This is a genomic window from Thioclava sp. F34-6 (genome assembly GCF_002213235.1).
Classification (GTDB): Bacteria; Pseudomonadota; Alphaproteobacteria; order Rhodobacterales; family Rhodobacteraceae; genus Thioclava; species Thioclava nitratireducens.
On sequence record NZ_NBOA01000003.1, the window covers coordinates 177,828 to 198,532 of the forward strand.

Annotated in this window: 17 protein-coding genes; 10 read left to right on the forward strand and 7 right to left on the reverse strand. The window is 65.2% G+C overall.

Going from position 1 to position 20,705, the window contains the following annotated elements; all coding sequences use genetic code 11:
- Window positions 1-194 precede the first annotated feature (194 nt).
- The gene (locus B6V72_RS07020) at window positions 195-1,709 is read left to right on the forward strand and encodes a catalase (RefSeq protein ID WP_088722005.1); all 1,515 of its coding nucleotides are present in this window, start codon (window positions 195-197) and stop codon (window positions 1,707-1,709) included.
- An 80-nt stretch (window positions 1,710-1,789) separates the two neighbouring features.
- Here B6V72_RS07020 and B6V72_RS07025 read toward each other — a convergent pair whose 3' ends face one another.
- The gene (locus tag B6V72_RS07025; protein ID WP_166504562.1) at window positions 1,790-2,257 is read right to left on the reverse strand and encodes a nucleoside deaminase; all 468 of its coding nucleotides are present in this window, start codon (window positions 2,255-2,257) and stop codon (window positions 1,790-1,792) included.
- 527 nt (window positions 2,258-2,784) lie between these two features.
- Between B6V72_RS07025 and B6V72_RS07030 the strand changes: the two genes are divergently transcribed.
- From B6V72_RS07030 to B6V72_RS07040, 3 genes are all read left to right on the forward strand, one after another.
- Window positions 2,785-3,324, forward strand: a complete 540-nt coding sequence (locus B6V72_RS07030; RefSeq protein ID WP_088735207.1) for a DUF882 domain-containing protein — start codon at window positions 2,785-2,787, stop codon at window positions 3,322-3,324.
- Between the two features lie 238 nt (window positions 3,325-3,562).
- A complete protein-coding gene (locus B6V72_RS07035) occupies window positions 3,563-4,036 on the forward strand; it encodes a (2Fe-2S)-binding protein (RefSeq protein ID WP_088735208.1) in 474 nt (157 codons plus the stop codon).
- The gene (locus B6V72_RS07040) at window positions 4,033-6,297 is read left to right on the forward strand and encodes a molybdopterin cofactor-binding domain-containing protein (protein WP_088735209.1); all 2,265 of its coding nucleotides are present in this window, start codon (window positions 4,033-4,035) and stop codon (window positions 6,295-6,297) included. The genes B6V72_RS07035 and B6V72_RS07040 overlap by 4 nt, the downstream gene beginning before the upstream one ends.
- Window positions 6,298-6,348: 51 nt before the next feature.
- On the opposite strand, the gene B6V72_RS07045 is transcribed toward B6V72_RS07040, so the two are convergent.
- Window positions 6,349-6,780, reverse strand: a complete 432-nt coding sequence (locus B6V72_RS07045) for a MarR family transcriptional regulator (RefSeq protein ID WP_240497694.1) — start codon at window positions 6,778-6,780, stop codon at window positions 6,349-6,351.
- Window positions 6,781-6,889: 109 nt separating this feature from the next.
- Between B6V72_RS07045 and B6V72_RS07050 the strand changes: the two genes are divergently transcribed.
- Window positions 6,890-8,779 (forward strand): FAD-dependent monooxygenase, encoded by a 1,890-nt coding sequence (locus B6V72_RS07050; protein ID WP_088735210.1) that lies wholly within the window; start codon window positions 6,890-6,892, stop codon window positions 8,777-8,779.
- 7 nt (window positions 8,780-8,786) lie between these two features.
- Here B6V72_RS07050 and B6V72_RS07055 read toward each other — a convergent pair whose 3' ends face one another.
- Window positions 8,787-9,647: an NAD(P)-dependent oxidoreductase gene (locus B6V72_RS07055; protein ID WP_088735211.1), complete on the reverse strand. Its 861-nt coding sequence runs from the start codon at window positions 9,645-9,647 to the stop codon at window positions 8,787-8,789.
- A gap of 367 nt (window positions 9,648-10,014) precedes the next feature.
- Here B6V72_RS07055 and B6V72_RS07060 point away from each other — a divergent pair, with 367 nt between their 5' ends.
- On the forward strand, window positions 10,015-10,932 hold the full coding sequence (locus tag B6V72_RS07060; protein WP_075776325.1) for a Ku protein: 918 nt from the start codon (window positions 10,015-10,017) through the stop codon (window positions 10,930-10,932).
- Window positions 10,932-13,340: a DNA ligase D gene (ligD, locus tag B6V72_RS07065; RefSeq protein ID WP_088735212.1), complete on the forward strand. Its 2,409-nt coding sequence runs from the start codon at window positions 10,932-10,934 to the stop codon at window positions 13,338-13,340. The genes B6V72_RS07060 and ligD overlap by 1 nt, the downstream gene beginning before the upstream one ends.
- A gap of 9 nt (window positions 13,341-13,349) precedes the next feature.
- Here the strand turns inward: ligD and B6V72_RS07070 are convergent, their stop codons facing one another.
- Both B6V72_RS07070 and B6V72_RS07075 read right to left on the reverse strand, forming a co-directional pair.
- The gene (locus tag B6V72_RS07070) at window positions 13,350-14,687 is read right to left on the reverse strand and encodes an ATP-binding protein (protein WP_346394083.1); all 1,338 of its coding nucleotides are present in this window, start codon (window positions 14,685-14,687) and stop codon (window positions 13,350-13,352) included.
- Complete coding sequence (locus tag B6V72_RS07075) at window positions 14,660-15,355, reverse strand: response regulator transcription factor (protein ID WP_075776322.1); 696 nt, start codon at window positions 15,353-15,355, stop codon at window positions 14,660-14,662. The genes B6V72_RS07070 and B6V72_RS07075 overlap by 28 nt, the downstream gene beginning before the upstream one ends.
- Window positions 15,356-15,428: 73 nt before the next feature.
- On the opposite strand from B6V72_RS07075, the gene dsbD reads away from it, so the two are divergent.
- The 3 genes from dsbD to B6V72_RS07090 are packed head-to-tail and all read left to right on the forward strand — an operon-like array spanning window position 15,429 to window position 18,726.
- Window positions 15,429-17,366 carry a protein-disulfide reductase DsbD gene (dsbD, locus tag B6V72_RS07080; protein ID WP_240497695.1) on the forward strand — a complete coding sequence of 646 codons (1,938 nt, stop codon included), beginning with the start codon at window positions 15,429-15,431 and terminating at the stop codon, window positions 17,364-17,366.
- Entirely contained in the window at window positions 17,363-18,115 is a 753-nt protein-coding gene (locus tag B6V72_RS07085; RefSeq protein WP_075776320.1) for a L,D-transpeptidase, read from the forward strand. Before dsbD ends, B6V72_RS07085 begins: the two co-directional genes overlap by 4 nt.
- Window positions 18,112-18,726, forward strand: coding sequence for a DsbA family protein (locus tag B6V72_RS07090; protein ID WP_088721995.1), 615 nt, complete (start codon window positions 18,112-18,114; stop codon window positions 18,724-18,726). The genes B6V72_RS07085 and B6V72_RS07090 overlap by 4 nt, the downstream gene beginning before the upstream one ends.
- Window positions 18,727-18,823: 97 nt before the next feature.
- On the opposite strand, the gene B6V72_RS07095 is transcribed toward B6V72_RS07090, so the two are convergent.
- Both B6V72_RS07095 and B6V72_RS07100 read right to left on the reverse strand, forming a co-directional pair.
- Window positions 18,824-19,399, reverse strand: a complete 576-nt coding sequence (locus B6V72_RS07095; protein WP_088719154.1) for a YSC84-related protein — start codon at window positions 19,397-19,399, stop codon at window positions 18,824-18,826.
- A 158-nt stretch (window positions 19,400-19,557) separates the two neighbouring features.
- The gene (locus B6V72_RS07100) at window positions 19,558-20,604 is read right to left on the reverse strand and encodes a glycosyltransferase family 4 protein (protein ID WP_088735214.1); all 1,047 of its coding nucleotides are present in this window, start codon (window positions 20,602-20,604) and stop codon (window positions 19,558-19,560) included.
- Window positions 20,605-20,705 lie beyond the last annotated feature (101 nt).

Below are 20,705 nucleotides of genomic sequence, written 5' to 3' on the forward strand. Positions count from 1 at the left end.
CGGGACCAATGCGCCGCAATGTAATCGGTTCCTGAGCGTGACACGCAAAAACCGGAGGCGATCGAGCTGGCGATCGTGCCCAGCCGGGCTGCGTCATATGCCGTAGCCGTGAATTCTGTCGGGAAAACTTCAAGGAACTCCGCCATACCCCCCGCGTTTCGGAACCATTATTCTCCAATATCAGAGGTTCCGACATGACGAACGACAAGCGCGGACGCCCCGCCACCACAGACGGGGGCGCCCCCGTCCAAAGTCTCGAACATTCGCTCACGGTCGGTTCCGACGGTCCGATCGTTCTGAACGATCACTACCTCATCGAACAGATGGCGAATTTTAACCGCGAACGTATTCCGGAGCGTCAGCCGCACGCCAAGGGCTCGGGCGCGTTCGGTTATTTCGAGGTCACGGGCGACGTCTCGAAATACACCAAGGCGAAAGTGTTTCAGCCGGGTGCGAAGACCGACATCGTCGCGCGCTTTTCCACCGTGGCCGGCGAGCGCGGCAGCCCCGACACATGGCGCGACCCGCGCGGCTTCTCGGTGAAGATGTATACCGAGGACGGCAATTTCGACATGGTGGGCAACAACACCCCGATCTTCTTCGTGCGCGACCCGCTGAAGTTCCAGAGCTTCATCCGAAGCCAGAAGCGCCGCGCCGATAACGGGTTGCGCGATCACGACATGCAGTGGGATTTCTGGACCCTCTCGCCCGAAAGCGCGCATCAGGTGACCTATCTGATGGGCGATCGCGGCATCCCGCGCACCTGGCGAGAGATGAACGGCTATTCGAGCCACACCTATTCGCTCGTCAACGAAGCCGGCGAGATGTTCTGGGTGAAGTTCCATTTCAAGACCGACCAAGGCGACGGCAACGCCCATTTCACGCAGGACGAAGCCGATCAGATGGCTGGCGCCGATAGCGACTTTCACCGCCGCGACCTGTTCAACGCGATCGCCGAAGGCAACCATCCGAGCTGGACGCTGTATTTCCAGATCATGCCCTTCGAGGATGCCAAGACCTATCGCATCAACCCCTTCGACCTGACCAAGATCTGGCCGCACGAAGACTACCCGCTGATCGAGGTCGGCAAGATGGTTCTCGACCGCAATCCCACCGATTTCCACACCGAGATCGAGCAGGCGGCCTTCGAGCCCAACAACATGGTGCCCGGCGTCGGTCTCTCGCCCGACAAGATGCTTCTGGCGCGGGGCTTCTCCTATGCCGATGCGCATCGCGCGCGGCTCGGGGTGAACTACAAGCAGATCCCGGTGAACAAGCCGCAAAGCGAGGTCAACGCCTATACCAAGGACGGCGAGATGCGGGTGAACAAGTCGGAAGACCCGGTCTATTTCCCGAATTCCTACGGCGGTCCGGAGGCGCATCCGCAGCAGGCCGAGGCCGGCCTCTGGTATGCCGATGGCGAGATGGTGCGCGAGGCCTACAGACAGCGCGAGGATGACGACGACTGGAGCCAGGCGGGCGCGTTGGTGCGCGAGGTGATGGATGACGCGGCGCGCGAGCGTTTCGTGACCAACGTCACCGGACACCTCTGCGATGGCGTCAGCGAGAAGGTGCTGCAGCGGGCGTTTGAGTACTGGCGTAACGTCGATGGTGACATTGGCGCTCGGATCGAGAAAGCGGTCCGCGACAAGCTGGGCGGTGAATCGAAAGCGCCGGGCATGGCCTCGGCCAAGAGCATCAGCGGCTGAGCCGGTCGTCTACGAGAACGGGAAAAGGCGGGGGGGCGGCCCCGCCTTTTTGCTGTCACGCTCACTGTCTGCAGCAGGCATCATTCCTCGCCGTCGGCATAGAGCGCGACGACGTCTTCTTCCAGCACGCCGCCGATCGCCTCGAAAGCCCCGCCCGCAGTGCGGAATTCCGACAGTGTCAGGTCGGGGAAGACGAAATATTTTCCGGCGACGTTTTCCTTCTGCGCGCCGAAAATGATCCGCGTGATCCCGGCGAAGCGCGCTGCCGAGAGGCACATTTCGCAGGGCTGCAAGGTGGTGAGCAACACGCAGCCATCGAGCGACGGGTCGTTCTGCGCGCGTGTCGCCTTCGCAATCGCGACGATCTCGGCATGGCGGGTCGGATCGCAGTCGAGATGCACCTCGTTCTCGCCTTCGGCGATGATCTCCCCGTCGCGCAGGATCGCGGCGGCGATCCCCGCCTTGCCCGGTTCTTGTGCGGCTTCTTTGGCCTTGGCGATCAAACGGGCCATCGCCTCGCGTTCGGTCGGGGTCGGTTGCTCGGGCATGGGTCGGTCCTTTCGGCGGTCTGAGAATGAGAGGCGGGCAGGGATGGCGCGCAGGGACGAACGCCCCCAGCTGCGCGCTGTTCCCCGCGCGCGAGTGCGACCAATCCCACACGCATGCCGATTTTTTCCGGAACCCATGTCGACATTCGGCGTTAGGCAGGACTTACAGGTGACCGAAAGGCGCACCGCGAAGCTGCTGCGTCTTCGTGGGGTCCAAGTCTCCACGGGGCGAATCGGGTGGAGCTTTCAGGCGCGGTGACGTGTCCGGAAGCGGAAATCCGGCCTCTCCCCCGTGTGAGGCTGCCCTCGCGCTCCCTCTCGCCGTCGTGACCTGCAAGGGCTGAGCGGGTTTCAAGAGATCACAACCGTTCAGATGACCTTGAGGCAAAGGCATCTGTCGGCAAGTCGTCGCTGACAACTCGGCATTTGGCTGCCGGTTCCGTCGATGGAACCCGGGCCCGCCCTTTTGTTCCGTCCCGAAATTTCGAATTTGCGCCCTTCGATACGAATTTGAAGGGACATCTATCATGGCAAAGGCAACGGGTCTGGCTCGACGCGAGTTTCTCCTGGGCGCGGCGGGCGTACTTGCAACCCCCTACATCGTCACCCCGGCACAGGCAGCAGGTCAGACGGACGAGCGTCGCCTGAGCTTCCACAACCCCCATACCAACGAGAATTTCGACGCAGTCTATTTCTCGAAGGGGCAATATGACGAGCAGGCGATGCGCGAGTTTTACCGGATCGCCCGCGACTGGCGTCAGGAGAAGGAGGTGAAGATCGACAACCGCACGATCAACATCGCCTACAACATGCAAAAGCTCCTCGAGCAGAGCACGCCGCTGATGCTGGTGTCGGGCTATCGCACGCCGAAGACGAACCGGCTGGTGCATGGCGCGACGCACAGCTTCCACATGCGCGGCGAGGCGCTCGACATCACGCACCCGCATGTCTCGACCAGCATGCTGCACAAGGTGGCCCTGCGTATCCGTGGCGGCGGTGTCGGCTACTATCCGAGCGAGCATTTCGTGCATGTCGATTGCGGCCCCATCCGCACCTGGCGCGGCTGAGCGCAAGCGCCACGCGCGTCTCGAACGGCATCGGCGCGGTGCGCTGTGTCCCTGCTTTCACGGAACCGGACCGAGGGCAGGGCGTCGCGCCGCGCTGACGCCTCGGCACCCGAGACGGTTCCCTCTTCTCGCGAAGTTTTCACGAAAATTTAGTGCCTCGCGCCGTGTGCGCCCTACGTGAAGGTCGGCCAACAAGCGCCGCGCGGGCGCTCACCGATAAAACGGCGAGGAGGAACTCATGAAATTGAAGATCAACGGCAAGTCCGTCGACGTGCAGTCCGGCCCGGATACCCCGCTCCTATGGGTGATCCGCGATGAGCTGGGCATGACCGGCACGAAATTCGGCTGCGGGATCGCGCAATGCGGCGCCTGTTCGGTGCTGCTCGACGGGACCGTGCAGCGCAGCTGCGTGCTGCCGGTCAGCGCGGTGGGCGACAGTGAAGTCACCACCATCGAAGAGATCGAGAACGACCCCGTCGGCAAGCGTGTCGTCGAGGCGTGGGTCGACAAGGAAGTGCCGCAATGCGGCTATTGCCAATCGGGTCAGGTGATGGCGGCGACCTCGCTGCTGAAGTCGAACGACAAGCCCACCGAAGATGACATCACGGCAGCTATGACCAACCTTTGCCGCTGCGGCACCTACAACGCGATCAACGATACGATCGCCTCGATTGCCGGTACCGATGCAGCGAAAGGGGGGGATGCGCAATGAACGACCACGATCCCAAGATTTCCGATCCCGGCTACCCGACCGGCGCGCCCGAGAACGTCTCGCGTCGCCGCTTCCTGCTGGCTTCGGCCGGTATCACCGCGGGCTCGCTCGTGCTGGGCTTCGGCCTGAGCGTCGCGCCCAACAAGGCTGCGGCTGCCGCGCAGGAGATGCCGCCCGGCGCCAACGTCCCGGCCTTCCTCGAGCTGCGCAAGGACGGCAAGGTCCGTCTGTTGAGCCCCTTCAACGAAGGCGGGCAGGGCGTCTTCACCGCGATGGCACAGATCGTGGGCGAGGAAATGGACGTCGCCCCCGACAGCTTCATCGTCGAGAACGCACCTGCAGGCAGCGATTACCTCGTGGTCTACGGCAAGATGCGGATCACCGGCGGCTCGATGTCGGTGCGTACCAGCTACGACACGATGCGCAAGCTCGGCGCGGCTGCACGGCAGATGATGCTGGAAGCAGCGGCGAAGAAGCTCGACGCGCCGGTGTCCGAACTGTCGACCGAGCCAGGCAAGGTGGTCCACAAGGGCTCCGGCAAGTCGGTGGGCTACGGCGAGCTGGCGGGCGATGCGCTCGACCAGGAAGTGCCCAGCCCGGATTCCGTGACGCTGAAAGACCCGAAAGACTTCAAGTGGATCGGCGAGCCCGTGAAGCGCGTCGACGTCTACGAGAAATCGACCGGCAAGGCGATGTATGCGATGGATGCCAAGGTCGACGGTATGCTCCACGCAGCCGTCCAGCACGCACCGCGTCTGGGGCTGAAACCCGGCGATATCAGCAACCTCGACGAGGTGAAGGGCATGGCCGGCGTCATGTCGGTGCATAAGCTCGACGGCGCGGTGGCTGTCGTGGCCGAGCGCTTCTGGGACGCGAAAACGGCGGTCGAAGCCGCCAAGGTCGACTGGCAGGAGCCGAGCGAGGAGGAGAAGTCCAAAATCCGCTACATGCCCGCCGATTTCTCGACCGAGGAGTTCGCCAAGCAACTGGCCAACACCAAGGGCGACGGCACCGAGGCCGAGAGCGAAGGCGACATCAAGTCGGGCTTCGACGGGGCAGCGAAGACGGTCGATGCGACCTACCAGAGCCAGTATCTGCACCACGCCCAGATCGAACCAGCCTCGACGCTGGCGCGGTTCAACGAGGATGGCACGCTCGACATCTGGCTGCCCAACCAGGCGCCCGAGCAGTTCCAGACCCAGATCGCCGATGCGGCGGGGATCAAGCCCGAGCAGGTGAAGGTCAACTCGCCGATGCTGGGTGGTTTCTTCGGGCGGCACTTTCTGTACCCGTCGGCCAACCCCTTCCCGCAGGCGGTCCAGCTTGCGAAGGAGGTCGGCAAGCCGATCAAGGTGATCTGGACGCGCGAGCAGGAATTCCTGCGCGACCCGCTACGCCCGATGGCGGCGGTGCGTTTCCGTGGCGCGCTGGATAAGAACGGCATGCCGGTGGCGCTGGAGGCGATCTCCGCCTGCGAAGGTCCGACCGAGGCGCTGAACGGTCACAACCCCGACAAGGTCGATGCGATGGCCGTCGAGGGGCTGACCGGCAAGAGCTACGCGATCCCGAACCGCCGCATTGCGCAGAACTATGTCGAGAACCCGACCTCGCTCGCCTATTGGCGCTCGGTCGGCCATTCGATGAACGACTTCTTCTACGAGGCTTTCCTCGACGAGATGGCCGATGCGGGCGGGCAGGACCCCTATGAGCTGCGCATGAAGCTGCTCGAAGGGAACGAGCGTCTGACAAATCTGCTGAAAGCGGTCGGCGATCTGTCGGGCGGCTGGAAGCGTGGTCCCTTCGATGCCGAGGATGGCACCCGCCGCGCCCGCGGTGTCGCGATGGCCTCGCCCTTCGGCAGCGAGGCTGCGGCGATTGCCGAAGTCTCGATCCAGGACGGCAAGATCGTGGTGCATGACGTCTGGGACGTGCTCGACCCGGGCAGCATCGTGAATCCATCGATCATCAAGGCGCAGATCATGGGTGCTGCGACCCTCGGCACCTCGGAGGCGCTGATCGAAGAGGTCGTCTACAAGGATGGCAAGCCGACGGCGCGCAACTTCGACTACTACCCGATCCTCGGGGGCGCGCGGGCGCCGCGCATCCATGCGAAGGTGATCGAGAGTGGTGCGAAGATGGGGGGCGTGGGCGAGCCGCCGCTGCCCGCCGTGCCGCCGGCGATCGCGAACGCGGTCTCGGTGCTGATCGGGCAGCGCGTGCGTTCGATGCCGATGGACAAGCTCGACCTGAAGAAGGGCTGAGCCCGTCCGGACGGAAAGATTTGGGGGAGGCGGCGCGATCCGCCTCCCTTTTCAGTCCTGCGGGGCGACCGCCTTGCGGGCGAGCACGATGAACTGCGCGGCCTCTTCCTCGCTCAACCCTTCCAGGATTTCCGCCTGCAGCCGAGTCACCACTGGCCGTGCGCCCTCCAGCGCCTCCGCGCCTTTGGGGCTCAGATGCAAGCTGCGCGCGCGCCGATCCGTCTCGCTGACGGTCCGCTCGATGAGCCCCTTTTGCACCAGCCGTTTCACCACGTCCCCGATCGTCGCGCGGTCATAGGCAATGCGCGCCGCCAGCTGCGCCTGATCCATCCCCGGTTCGCGCGACAGGGCATCGAGCGCCGCGAATTGCACAGAGGTCAGCTCCAGCGGGGCGTCCTTGATCCGTTTCTGAAACACCGCCGTCGAGCGTTGGTTCAGCCGCCGGATAAGGTGGCCGGGCATGGTCTCGAATTCGTTCGGCATAAGCTGCGCTCCGGTTCTTCCGCGATTTATGTAAGTGTACTTACTATATTGACGCGGCGCCAGTCCTTCCGCTAATGGTAAGTATGCATATCAATTGGGAGGGCGAGCTATGCAGTTTCATCTGAACGGGTTCAACCCCGGCGATCCGGCCATCGCGCCGCGTCATCCGCAGGCGGGTGAGAAGCTCGACACGGTCGACGTTCTGATTGTCGGCTGCGGCCCGGCAGGGCTGACGCTCGCGGCGCAGCTTGCAGCCTTCCCCGAGATTTCCGTGCGCATCACCGAGCGCAAGCCCGGCCCGCTCGAAGTCGGGCAGGCGGATGGAATCGCCTGCCGCTCGGTCGAGATGTTCGAGGCTTTCGGCTTCGCCGAAAAGGTGATGAAAGAGGGCTATTGGGTGAACGAGGTCGCCTTCTGGCGGCCCGGCGCGCAAGGCGACGGGCTGCAACGGGCCGACCGGATTCAGGACGTGGCCGACGATCTCTCCGAGATGCCGCATGTCATCCTCAATCAGGCGCGGGTCCATGATTTCTACCTCGAGACGATGCGCAACGGCCCGCGCCGCCTGACCCCCGATTACGACCGCGCGCTGACCATGCTCACCCGCACCGACGATCCCGATTATCCGCTCGTCGCTACATTCGACTGCCTCGATGCGCCGGGCGGGACCGAGACGATCCGCGCGCGCTATGTCGTCGGCTGCGACGGCGCGCACAGCACGGTGCGCAAATCCATCGGGCGCGAATTGCACGGCGAATCCGCGCGCCAGCTTTGGGGCGTGATGGATGTGCTGCCGGTCACCGATTTCCCCGATATCCGGCTCAAGGCGGCGATCCAGTCATCCGCCGAGGGCAGCGTACTGATCATCCCGCGCGAAGGCGGCTATCTGGTGCGGTTCTATATCGAGCTCGACGCGCTGCATGGCGACGAACGCGCCGCCGACCGAAATGTCAGCGCCGAGATGCTGATCGAAAAGGCGCAGGCCATCCTCGCTCCCTATACGTTGGAAGTGAAGGAGGTCGCATGGTGGTCGGCCTATGAGATCGGCCAGCGTGTCTGCGACGGGTTCGACGATAGCGACAGCGACAGAGACGGCGACGGCGCGACCGAGCCGCGCATCTTCATCGCGGGCGACGCCTGTCACACCCACAGCCCGAAGGCCGGGCAGGGGATGAATGTCTCGATGGCCGATACGTTCAACCTCGGCTGGAAACTGGCTGCCGTGCTGCGCGGGCAGGCGCGGCCAGGCCTTCTCCGGACCTATTCGGAGGAGCGGCAGGCCAAGGCGCAGGAGCTCATCGATTTCGACCGAGACATGGCGCGGCTGTTCAGCGCGAAGCCGCAGACCAAGGAGGAAGAGGCGCAGTTTCAGGCCTATTTCCAGAAGCACGGGCGCTATACCGCAGGGGTCGAAACGCAATACGCGTCGGGGCTTCTGATCGGCGACACAGCGCATCAGGCACTCGCTGCCGGGCAGGTCGTGGGCAAGCGGTTCCACTCTGCGCCGGTGGTGCGCTTGGCGGATGCGAAGCCGATGCAGCTGGGTCAGGCGTTCAAGGCGGATGGACGCTGGCGGCTTCTGGCCTTCGCGCCGGAAGGCGACAGTGGCGAGACAGGCGGGGCGATCGCGCAGCTATGCGACTGGCTCAACGGGCCGGAGGGGCTGCTTCACCGCTTCACGCCGGAGGGCGCGGATATCGACAGCGTCATCGACCTTCGCGCAGTCTTCCAGACGCCCCACCGCGAGATGCTGATCGAGGCGCTGCCCGCGCTCCTGCGGCCCAAGAAGGGGCGCTACGGGCTGGTCGATTACGAGAAGGTCTTCTGCCCCGACGTCACCGGCCCCGACATCTTCGATCTGCGCGGCATCGACCGGGTGCAGGGCGCCTTGCTGGTGCTGCGCCCCGATCAATATGTCGCGCAGGTTCTGCCGCTCGATGCGGTGGACGCGGTCGCGGATTTCTTCGACCGCATCCTGATCCCGCAACCGGCTGGCTGACGGCGCGTCAGTCGCGGTTCACCTGCACGACGCCGGTCATGTTCTCATCGCCATGGCCGGCTTCGCTCGCCCGCGCGAAGAGGCGTTTGGCGGCTTCGGTCATCGGCATCCGCGCTTCTCCGCCCTCGGCGATGGCATAGTGGAAATCCTTCGAGATCAGGTCGACCGGGAATTGCGGGGTGAAATCCGAGCGCTGCATCGTGCCGGTGATATAGGGCGCGTTCGGCGTCCAGATCGGGGTGGAGGAGAGCGCCTCGAGCGCAAGATCGATATCCATGCCGCCGCGCTCCAGCATCGGAATGATCTCCGCCCAGGCCGCGACCTGAACGCCCAGCATGGCGTTCGTCGCGAGCTTCATTCGCGCGCCCATGCCCCACGTGCCGACATGATGCTGTGCCTTGGCGAGCGGCTCGAGCACGTCATTCACACGCTTGGCGGTCTCAGCCTCACCGCCGAGGAAATAGACCAGCGCGCCGTTCTCGGCCTGTGGCAGCGTGCCCGATACCGGCGCTTCCAGAAAGGTCAGCCCACGCTCGCGGGCGAATTCGCCCAGCTCTGCCGCACCTTCGGGCGTAATGGTCGAGCTTTCGATTGCGACGGAACTTTCCGGAAGACCTGCGAAAGCGCCCGTTTCCGGGTCGCACCAGACCTCGCGCGAGACATCGGTGTCGCGCAGCATCGAGATCGTGAACTCGGCGGCTGCGGCGGCGTCGCGCGGGGTCTTCGCGCCGGTGGCTCCGGCCTCGATCAGCGGGTCGCAGCGCTCCGGCGTCCGGTTCCAGACGACAAGATCGTGGCCCGCATCCAGAAGGGTTCGCGCCATCCGCGAGCCCATCGCTCCCATGCCAAGAAATGCGATTTTCGCCATGCTCTGCTCCTGTTCGTGATGATGTTGCTGACCGAATGCGAGGCGCCTTCGCAAGGTTCCGAGAGCGGCAGGCACATGCTGGTGACCGCAAGGGGGCCAAAGGCGCTTCCATCGGTATGGATATAAATCCGACAGGGGGGCGAACGCTCGTTCTCCGGCCTTTGTTCCATGACCGATTGCCCCGGCGGCCACCGGGCCGCTCGCCGGTTCGGCGATTTCTCGTGTGCCGGCTTTGATAAGGGTACAAATGGAGGCGACGCTCGATATTGTGCGGGTCTATGCGGAAGATGCATCAAGCGCCCGAGCCCGGCGCGGAACCCCGCGCGGCAGCGGGCGTTCTTCCAAGGTCAAGCCAAAGGAGCCGCTCATGGCCTCACGCGCGATCTGGAAAGGCCAGCTCAGACTGTCGCTGGTCAGCATCCCCGTCGAAATCCACTCCGCGACCAAATCCGGCGCGCGACTGTCGTTCCGGCAAATCCATGGGCCTTCGGGCAAGCGTGTCCATTATGAGAAGACCGTCCCCGGCATCGGGCCCATCGACGCCGACGAGATCCTCAAGGGCTACGAGCTCGGCGACGATGAATATCTGCTGCTGGAGCCCGAAGAGATCGACGCGATCAAGCTGGAAACAAAGAAGACGCTAGAGCTTGTGCAATTCGTCGACGCGTCCGAAATCCCGCCGCTTTATTACGACCGGCCCTATTACGTCGTGCCGACCGACGATCTGGCGCAGGATGCCTACCGGGTGGTGCGCGATGCGCTGCGGCAATCGAAGAAGGTGGGGCTTGGCCAACTGGTGATGCGCGGCAAGGAATATCTCTGCGCGCTGCGGCCCTGCGGCGACGGCATCCTGCTGGAGACGCTTCATTATGCCGACGAGATCCGCGAAGCCGACCCGCTGTTCTCCGACATCGAGGACGAACCTGCGGACAAAGAGCTTCTGGAGGTCGCCACTCAGTTGATCGACCGCAAGACCGACAGCTTCGACGCCTCCGCCTTCACCGATCACTACGACGCGGCTTTGCGCGATCTGATCGACCGCAAACGCAAGTCGAAGAAGACGCCCCGCGCCAAGGCGGGCGAGGATGACAGCAGCAGAGGCGGCGATAACGTGGTCGACCTGATGTCGGCGCTGCAGGACAGCCTCAAGGCCGATGGCAGCGACAAATCCGGGGGCAAATCGACGGGTCGCAAATCGTCATCGAAAACCTCCGGCGCTAAGTCATCCGGGTCGAAATCCAGCAAATCCTCCGGCGCGAAGTCCTCAACCAAGAAGTCGGCGTGATGGGAAGCCTCGATCGTTATCTCGAGATGCGCGACTTCGCGCAGACGCCAGAGCCCGATGGCGGCACCGCCTCGGGCCATCTCGCGCCGCGCTATTCGATACAGAAACACGACGCGACGCGCACCCATTTCGATCTGCGCCTCGAATGGGAGGGCGTGCTGCTGTCCTGGGCGATCACCAAGGGACCGTCTTTCGATCCGGGTGAAAAGCGGCTCGCGGTGCGGACCGAGGATCACCCGCTCGACTATCTCACCTTCGAGGGGACGATCCCGAAGGACAACTATGGCGCGGGCACGGTGATGCTGTGGGATCTGGGGCATTGGCAGCCGCTGATCCCGGTCGGCAAGGCGCTCAAGAAAGGGCATCTGCACCTGCGCCTGCATGGCGCGCGACTGACAGGCGAGTGGCACCTGATCCGCATGAAAACCGAAGGCAGGCGCGAGAACTGGCTGCTGACGAAGGCGGAGGACGCGGCCAGCGGCGCGCGCGATCCGGTTGCGCGCTATCGCCGCTCTGTTCTCAGCCAGCGCACGATGCGCGAGATCGCCGCCGACAAGCCGTCCGTCGAGACGCAAGGCGGCAAACGCCCTGGCTTCTGCAAGCCGCAGCTGGCGACCCTGTCGGACAAGATGGTCGCGGGCGAGGGGTGGTGGCACGAGCTGAAATTCGACGGTTACCGGGCACTGATCGCGCTTGGAGACGACGGCCCGCGCGTCTTCACACGCAACGGCAAGGATTGGACGGATCGCTTCGAAGGCCTGCTGCCCGCCTTGGCTGAGACCGATTGCGACAGCGCCCTGATCGACGGCGAGATCGTCGCAGGCGCAGGTCTCGACGGGTTCTCGGAATTGCAAAAGGCGATCACGGCAGGCGGGCCGTTCCGCTTCTACGGATTCGATATCCTGTCGCGCGACGGCGAGGACCTGCGCAAAGCGCCGCTCTCCGAACGCCGCGGGATGCTGGAGGAGGTGATGAAGCCGCTCCCCGCGCTGGGGCCTGCGCAGCTCTCCCCGGTGATCTCCAAAGACCCCGAGGGTGCCTTCGACACGATCTGCAAAGCGGGCGGCGAGGGGCTGATCGCAAAGCGCATCGACGCACCATATCGCGGGACCCGCTCCAAATCGTGGATGAAGGTCAAATGCGAGCGCCGCGACGAGTTCGTCATTCTCGGCTGGCAGGAAAGCGACAAGCGTGGCCGGCCCTTCGCCTCGCTCGCGCTGGGGACCGCCGAGGGCGACGGCTGGCGCTATGTCGGCAAGGTCGGCACCGGCTTCGACGAGGATCAGGCGGAGGCGTTGGCCAAGGCGATGAAACCGCTCGCCCGCAAGACCGCGCCCGCTGATGTCGAGGCATCGGAGGCCAAGGGCATGCACTGGATCACGCCCGAACTGGTAGCCGAGATTCGCTATGCCGAGCGCACCGGGGGCGACCGGTTGCGGCATGCGGTCTTCCTCGGGCTGCGCGAGGACAAGCCCGCGCGCACGGTACGGCTGGATAACGACGCACCCTCCGAGGAGCGCCCGAACGTCGCGGGGATCGGGATTTCCTCGCCCGAGCGGGTGGTATTCGAGGGCGCCGGCTATACCAAGCTCGATGTCGCGCGTTATTACGAGGCGATGGCCGATCGCATCCTGCCGCATCTTGCCGAGCATCCGGTGTCGCTGCTCCGGCTGCCCGAAGGTCTGGGCGGCGAGCGCTTCTTCCAGAAACACGCGGGCCGGGGCTTTCCCGACGGGATCGAGAATGTCGAGATCACCGAGAGTGACGGCAAGACCGCGCAGTACATGATGATCCGCACAGCGGAGGGTCTGGTCGCGGCCGCGCAGATGGGCACGATAGAGTTCCACATCTGGGGCAGCCGCGTCGATCGGCTGGAGCGGCCCGACCGGCTGGTCTTCGACCTCGACCCCGACGAGGGATTGGATTTCGCCGGGGTCAAAGATGCGGCCTTCGAGATCCGCGATCTGCTGGCCGAGTTGGACATGCCGAGCTGGCCGCTCTTGTCCGGCGGCAAGGGTATCCACGTGACGGTGCCGCTCCGGCGCAGTGCCGGATGGGAGACGGTCAGGCTTTTTGCGCCGGTCTTCTCGCATCTTCTCGTCGCGCGGTCGCCCAAACGCTATACCGCCGAAATGTCGAAGTCGAAGCGGAAGGGTCGGATTTTCGTCGACTGGCTGCGCAACGGCGAGGGAGCGACAGCGATCGCGCCCTATTCGCTGCGCGCACGGCCCGGTGCGCCGGTCGCGATGCCGGTCTCGTGGGACGAGCTGAAGAAAGTCCGCAAGGCCAACGCCTTCGATCTGGGCGCGGCGCTGGAGCGTGATGCAGAGATCGCGTTTCCCGATGCTGTCTCGATTAGCCAGGGTCGGGTCGACAAGCTCAAAGATATGCTCGACGCCTCGGAGTGACTGCCTCCCTCACGCGGTGGGCAGGTCGACCAGCGTGTGATGCCCGTCGTCGCGCATCTCGTAACGCAGCGTGGCCCCCAGACGCGCCAACGCATCGCGCGCGATCGCGAGGCCTAGGCCAGAGCCATTCGCATCGGCACCTTTGCCCTTGACGAATTTCTGTCCCGCCTGCTGCGCGATCTCTGGCGGCAGGCCGGGCCCGCCATCATGGATGTCGATCAAAAGCGCGTCGTCGGACCCGGTCACACGCGCCTTGATCGCTGCTCCGTCCGGGCTCGCCTGCACCGCGTTCTCGATCAGGTTGCGCAGGGCGAGGGACAGAAGCAGCGGATCGCTCCCGACGCTCGGGGCGTCCAGAGCGCTGTCGAGTTCCAGTGTCACCCCCCGCCGCGCCGCAAGCCCCGCCAGATCGCCCAGCACCTGCCGCAGCAGCCCGGTCAGTTCGACCGGGGTCGCCCGCGTCTCGCGGCTATCCACCTGCGCCAGATCGAGAAGTTGCCGCACCATCCGGTCGGTCCGGTCGACGGACGTCGAGATTGCGGCAAGGGCGTGTTCCCGGGTGTCGGTATCGGGCGCATGGCGCGCGATATGGGCCTGTGTTTTCAGCCCGGCGAGCGGCGTTTTCATCTCATGCGCGGCGTAGGCGATGAACTCGCGCTCGCGCCCGCGCGCGGCGGCCAGTCGTGCCAGAAGGTCGTCGAGCGCTCCGGCGAGCGGGCGGATCTCGCGTGGTTGCTGGGCAGTGCCGGGCAACGCGCGCAGATCCTCGCTGGGCCGCGCGTCCAGATCGCGGGCGAAGCGGTCTAGCGGTGCCAACCCGCGCGAGATCGCAAGCCAGATCAATCCCCACATCACCGGCAGGATCACCAGCGCGGGCCACAGGAACCCCTCGATCACGTCGCGCACCAGCCGGTTGCGCATCGCGAGACTGTCGCCCACCGTGACCTGCCCGCCCAGATCGGGGTCGATGATCGTGTAGACCCGCAGCGCCTTGCCGTCGCGCGTCACATCGCGAAAGCCTGTTGCATCGGCGGGCACCAGCTGCGCGCTCGGCGCCCCGTTCGAGCGTCCCACGAGCCCTTGGGTGAAAGACCAGATCTGGCAAAATTGCTGATGCTCGTAGCTCTCGTCATGCGAGAGGGTGATCTGCGCCGGATCGTCACGGTTCAGCGCGATCTGGTTTTTCGAGACCAGAGACGAGACCATGCGCGCCGCCTCGACCAGACGCGCGTCGAGCACGCGCGTCACCTCGGCGCGGGTGGAATTCTCGATCCAGAGCACCGCCGAAAGCCAGACGGCCAGCGTCGCGCCGGTGAGGATCAGGAAGAGGCGGAGGCGGAGCGAGATGGCGAGGTCTCCTCTGGGCGCAGCCGGTAGCCGATGCCGCGCAGCGTTTCGATGAAATCGCGCCCGAGCTTCGCGCGCAGATGGTGGATATGAACTTCGACGGCGTTGCTCTCGACCTCTTCGTCCCAGCCGTAGAGCCGGTCTTCGAGATCCGATTTCGCAAGCACCCGTCCGGGGCGTTCGGCCAGTGCCTGCAACACCGCGAATTCGCGGCGCGAGAGTTTCAGCGGTTGGCCGTTGAAGGCCGCGCTACGGGTGCCGGGGTCGAGCTCCAGCCCGGCATGGGCGATCTGCGCTGCCGCTCGCCCGTCCGACCGGCGCGACAGGGCGCGCAGCCTCGCAGCCAGCTCGTCCAGGTCGAAAGGCTTGCCGAGATAGTCATCAGCGCCTGCGTCCAACCCCGCGACCCGGTCCTCGACCTGATCGCGCGCGGTCAGAAGCAACACCGGCAGCCCGGCGCGGCCTGCGCGCAATTCGCGCAGCAGTTCGAGCCCAGAGCCATCGGGCAGCATCAGGTCCAGCACGAGCGCGCGGTACTCCGCCCCTGCGAGTGCTGCGCGCGCGTCCTCGAGGCAGGAGACGACATCGGCTGTGAAGCCGGCCATGCCGAGCCCGACCCGCAGGCCATCCGCCAATATGCTGTCATCTTCGACGACGAGTATGCGCATCTTTTCTCCTTCGCGGCGGATACAGCGCACGAATCTTAAGACTGACTTAAGCTTCGCCCGCGATCCGGCCAACATGAACGCAAAGGCTCTTTCCCGTCTATCGCTGCGCACCCTCTGGGGCGTGTTTCTGATCTCGCTGCTGTTGCCCGGCCTCGCTGCGGCGCAAAGCTTCGATCTTCTGAAGCCCAAGGGAGGCAGCGGTCCGCTGTCGCCCGAAGCGGCGTTTCAGGTCGAGACCGAGTGGCAGGATGACGGGACGCTCGCCGTCTCGTTTGACATCGCGCCGGGCTATTACCTCTATCGCGATCACCTGACGGTCAGCGCCGAGGACGGCGATGCGCCGGTGATCGAGACGCAGCCGGGCGAGATGAAGGACGATCCGAATTTCGGCACGGTCGAGGTCTGGCATGATCACACCGAGGCCGTGGTGAGCGACATCACCGGCCCCTTCACGCTGCACTGGCAGGGCTGCGAAGAAAAGGGGCTTTGCTACCCGCCGCAAAGCCGCGAGATCGTGCCGCCGGATGGGGCCGCGACTGCGTCTGCATCCGGCGCGGCGCAGTCGAACCAAGCCGCCGGGGTGCCCGATTATGCGCGGAGCGACGCGCCTGCCTCGTCTTCTGCGCCTGCGGCGTCCTCCGAGGCCGAAAGCCCTTCACCGGCTGCATCCAATTCCGAAGAAAGCGGGAGCGAGCTGAGCCTCTCTTCCGATGACGGGCTCGTCGCAGGGATAGCGGCGAAAGGCGGCTGGGCGCTGGTGGTGGCCTCGTTCTTCGGCTTCGGTCTGCTTCTGGCCTTCACCCCTTGCGTTCTGCCAATGGTGCCGATCGTGGCCGGGATGCTCGGCGCGCAAGGAAAAGACCTGACGCCTGCGCGCGGGCTCGCATTGACCGGAACCTATGTACTGGCGATGGCGGTGGCCTTCGGGCTTCTGGGCATCGTGGCAGCGTGGTCTGGGCAGAACCTGCAATTCCTGATGCAGGCCCCTGCGACGGTGATCGCGCTGGCGCTGCTGTTTGCCGTCCTCGCGCTGTCCTCCTTCGGGTTGTTCGAGCTGCGCCTGCCGCAGGCGCTTACCAACAAGGTGAGCTCCGTGCAGGGGCGGCGCGGCACGCTTGCGGGGGCGGCGATCCTCGGCTTCACGTCGACGCTGATCGTCGGACCTTGCGTGACGGCCCCGCTGGCCGGGGCCTTCCTCTATATCGCGCAGACGGGTGACGCCGGGCTCGGGGCCTCGGCGCTGTTTGCGCTGGGGTTGGGACAGGGCGTGTTGCTGATGGCCGTGGGGCTCTTCGGTTCGGCGATCCTGCCGCGCATGGGCGAATGGATGGTCGGCGTGAACCGCGCCTTCGGCTTCGTCTTCCTGGGCGTGGCGATCTGGCTGCTGAGCCGCGTCATCGCCGGTCCCGCGATCCTCGCGCTCTGGGCGCTGCTGCTGATCGGCGCGGGCGTGGCCCTGGGCGGTCGCGACCGGTTCGGACCGGAAAGCTCGGGCTTGCGCCGCACCGGGGGCGCGCTTGGCGTCGCGGCACTGTTGGCCGGTGCCATCGAGGGTATCGGTGCGGCAAGCGGGGCCAGCGATCCACTGCGGCCGCTTGCTCCCTTCGCAGCGAGCCAGACCGTCGCGGCTGCCTCGTCGGGCGTGCTGACGGAGGATGACTTCACCCATGTCGAGACGCCCGAAGCGCTCGACGCTGCGCTGGCCGCTGCGAAGGGCGCGCCGGTGATGCTGATCACCACCGCCGAATGGTGCACCGAATGCGCGACCATCGCGCGCGAGGTGATCCCCGACCCGCGGGTGCAGGCCGCACTGCGCGACGTCACGCCCATCGCGGTCGATGTAACCAAAACCGGCGCGCCGCAGCAGGCGCTTCTGAAACGGTTGGGCGTGATCGGCCCGCCGACGCTGATCTTCCTCAACCCAGATCACACGGAGGCGCAGGGCACCCGCCTGATCGGGGATGTCACCGCGCCGAAACTCACGACCTCGCTTTCGGAGATCGCTCAATGACCCTCACCCGCCTCGTCCCTTTTGCCCTGATCGCACTCGCGGCCTGTGCACCCGAACCGCCTGCCTCTAACCCACAGCCCGCGCCGCAAGCGCCGCAGCTCAGCGCACGCGTAAAAGCGATCTACAGCGCGATGGAGGACGACGGGCGCACGATCCCCGCGGTGAAGCCCGAGTATCTGAGCGAGGAGAAAGCGCGGCAGGAAGTCGATTACTGGACCGACGAGCCGCCCGGCACCATCGTGGTCGACCCTTGGGCGCGCAAGCTCTACCTCGTGCAGAAGAATAACCGCGCGCTACGCTACACCGTCGCGGTGGGCGAGGACGGGCGCGGCTTTTCCGGCAAGGGACGCATCCCCTATCAGCGGGACTGGCCAAGCTGGACGCCGACGCAGAGCATGATCAAGGAGGATCCCGAGCTTTACGGACCGGTCAAGGATGGGCTCGAAGGCGGGTTGGATAATCCCTTGGGCGCGCGGGCGCTTTATATCCACCGCGGGAACAAGGATACGCTCTACCGCATTCATGGAACGATGGATGACAGTTCCATCGGCAAGGCGACCTCGGCGGGCTGCATACGGCTGTTCAATCAGGACATCATCGACCTCGCCGACCGCGTCCGCTCTGGCACGCATGTCGTCGTGCTGACCCGTGCCGAGAGCGGCAAGGGTACCGTGCCGCCGGGCCAGCCGCTACCGCCCGTTCCCTACTCACCCGAAGATTTCCCCCAGACCACAGGAGACAATACATGATCGATCGCCGGAATTTTCTCACCCTTGCCGGCGTCGCCGCAGGCTCCACGCTGATCCTGCCGACGGCGAGCCTTGCCGAGGTCGACATCTCGCCGGACGCGGTGTTCCACGATCCGGTCGCGCCCGCGATTGGCAACCCGGATGGCGATATCACGCTGGTCGAGTATTTCGACTACCAGTGTCCCTACTGCAAATCGAACCACCCGGTGGTCGAGAAGGTGACCCGAGAAGACGGCAATTTGCGCGTCGTGATGAAGGACTGGCCGATCTTCGGCGCGCCCTCCGTCTATGCCTCGCAGCTGGTGCTCGGCGCGCAGAGCATGGGCAAATACAAGGAAGGGCTCGAGGCATTGATGGCGACGGAAGGAAAGCTGTCGAACGATCTGATCGACAAGACACTCTCCGATGCCGGCGTCGATCCGGACAAGGCGATGGCGGGCTACAAGGCCAACCGCAAGGAGATCGACGCGCTGCTGTCGCGTAACGATGCGCAGGCAGTCGCGATCGGGCTGCGCGGCACGCCCGCCTATATCGTCGGGCGCGACGTCTATCCCGGCGCGGTCGATGCCGACACGCTGCGCAAGGCGATCAGCGACGCGCGCAAGGCCTGAACGGCGCGCTCTACTATGGTAAAAAGGCCCCGGGGAGGATCATTCCCCGGGGCCTTTCTCATCGCGGGCCTTCCCTCGGCGGGAAGGGCGCCGGCGATTAGCTGTTGTCGCCGTCTTTCCAGATGCGCAGGGTGCTGATCTTCGCGCCGCCGTTCAGACCCGAGCTGTCGAAGACATAGACGCGCGGATTGCCGGAGGACGCGTTCGCGGTGGCATTGGCGTTTACCACGGTGATGCCTGCGCCGGCGCCGACATGCCATTCGCCGCCGCTCTGCACTTGCTTGACGGACTCTTTGGTCGGGAAGACATAGATCTGGCTGGCCTGCTTGGCGCCGATCTGGAGACCGACCGAGGCTTTGCCGATGTCATAATAGCCTTGGATTTTGCCGTTCTGGACCATGGCACCCGAGCCACCCGAGCCACCGACGCCGAGGTCGATCGTGGTCACTTCGGGGAAGACGAGGACGGCAGCGGAGTCGGTGGCGACTTTCTTGCAGGAATCCTCGAGGCTGGCGCATTGCTTAAGCGCTGCGGCGACCTGCTGGTCCAGGTCGGGGCGCGGCTGGACGCCCTTCGCGTGGTCGATCGTGGATGCGGGCGTGGCGGCCATCGCCATCGTGCCCATGAGCGATGCGGCAATACCAGCGGTCAGGGTGCGAATCTTGGATTGCATGAGATGCCTCCTTTTCAAATTACGGGAATGAAACGAGCCCGCTCGGCCCACGTTCCTTTTCGGATCACTCACGTAATTCAGAAAAACGTGTCGGAACCGGAAGCGGACACGCTGAATTCGCGCGCGCGCAGGGAGGCGGCGCGGGAGGCTGATTGCGGTCACGCCATGAGGCTGTCCAGCACGGCCCCCATGATCGCCGACGTGTCGCGCCAGTCGGGCAGAGCCGTTCCCGCAGTTGCCGATGCCGCACCCATCCGGGCGCGCAGTTCGGCATCTCCGAGAAGCTGTCGCAGCGCCTCGGCGACGTCGAGGTGGGCATCCACCGGAACGAGAAAACCTGCGTCTGGCGGCACCGTGTCGGGCACGGCGCCGGTGCGACAGGTCACGATGGGCAGCCCGTGCAGCATGGCCTCGCCGAAGACCATCCCGTAGCCCTCGTAGCGGGTCGCCAGCGCGAAGATCGCGGCGTCGCGATAGGCCGCGTCGAGCGCGTCGCGTTCCATCCGTCCGGCAAGCTGTACCCGCGCAGCCAGTCCGAGCCGATCGATCTGCTGGGCGAGCGCGTCCGCCACGTCGGGATCGTGCGCGCCGCCGACGATCTGTGCGCGCCAGTCCAGGTCTCCGATCTCCGCCAAGGCGTCGATCAGGACGTCATGGCCCTTGCGCGCGGCCAACAGCCCGACCGACAGGATCAAGGGCGGGCTCGGTTTCGCGCTCTCCAGCGCCGGAGGACGGTCGAAGCCGGGCAGGGCGATGGAAATCTTCTCCGGAGCGACACCGAACTCCTTTTGCAGGATCGTGCTGGTATGCGGGCTCGGCACCACGACATGCGCGGCGCGGCGCAGATTTTCTCTCTCGCGCCTCAGCAGATGACGCGCGCGGTCTTCGGAGAGGCCGGTCTCGAGGCCCAGCGGATGGTGCAGCATCGCCACCACGGGCGCCGCCATGTCATCGAGTACCTGCGTATCGATCGAGCCGAATACCAGCCCGTCTAGGATCACCGGAACACTCCCGGGGATGGCGGTCAATTGCGCGCGCGCGGCCTTGGTTTCCTCGGGTGTCGGATCGGGAAAACCGGGCGGCAGTTCGAGATGCTCGACGTTGCGGCCCTCCGCCCGCAGCGCCTCGAGCAACTTGCGCTCGTAGATGAACCCGCCGGATAGCTGGGCGATGTCTCCCGGAATGGCGAAAACGGCTGGCGTCATGTGACCTCTCTCCCGATTCTGTTTGGCGCGCTGCTCGACCCCGTCGCGGCGCGGCGCGTTCGGTCCCCTCGCCAGCCAGATAGGCCGCGACCGGCGCGAGG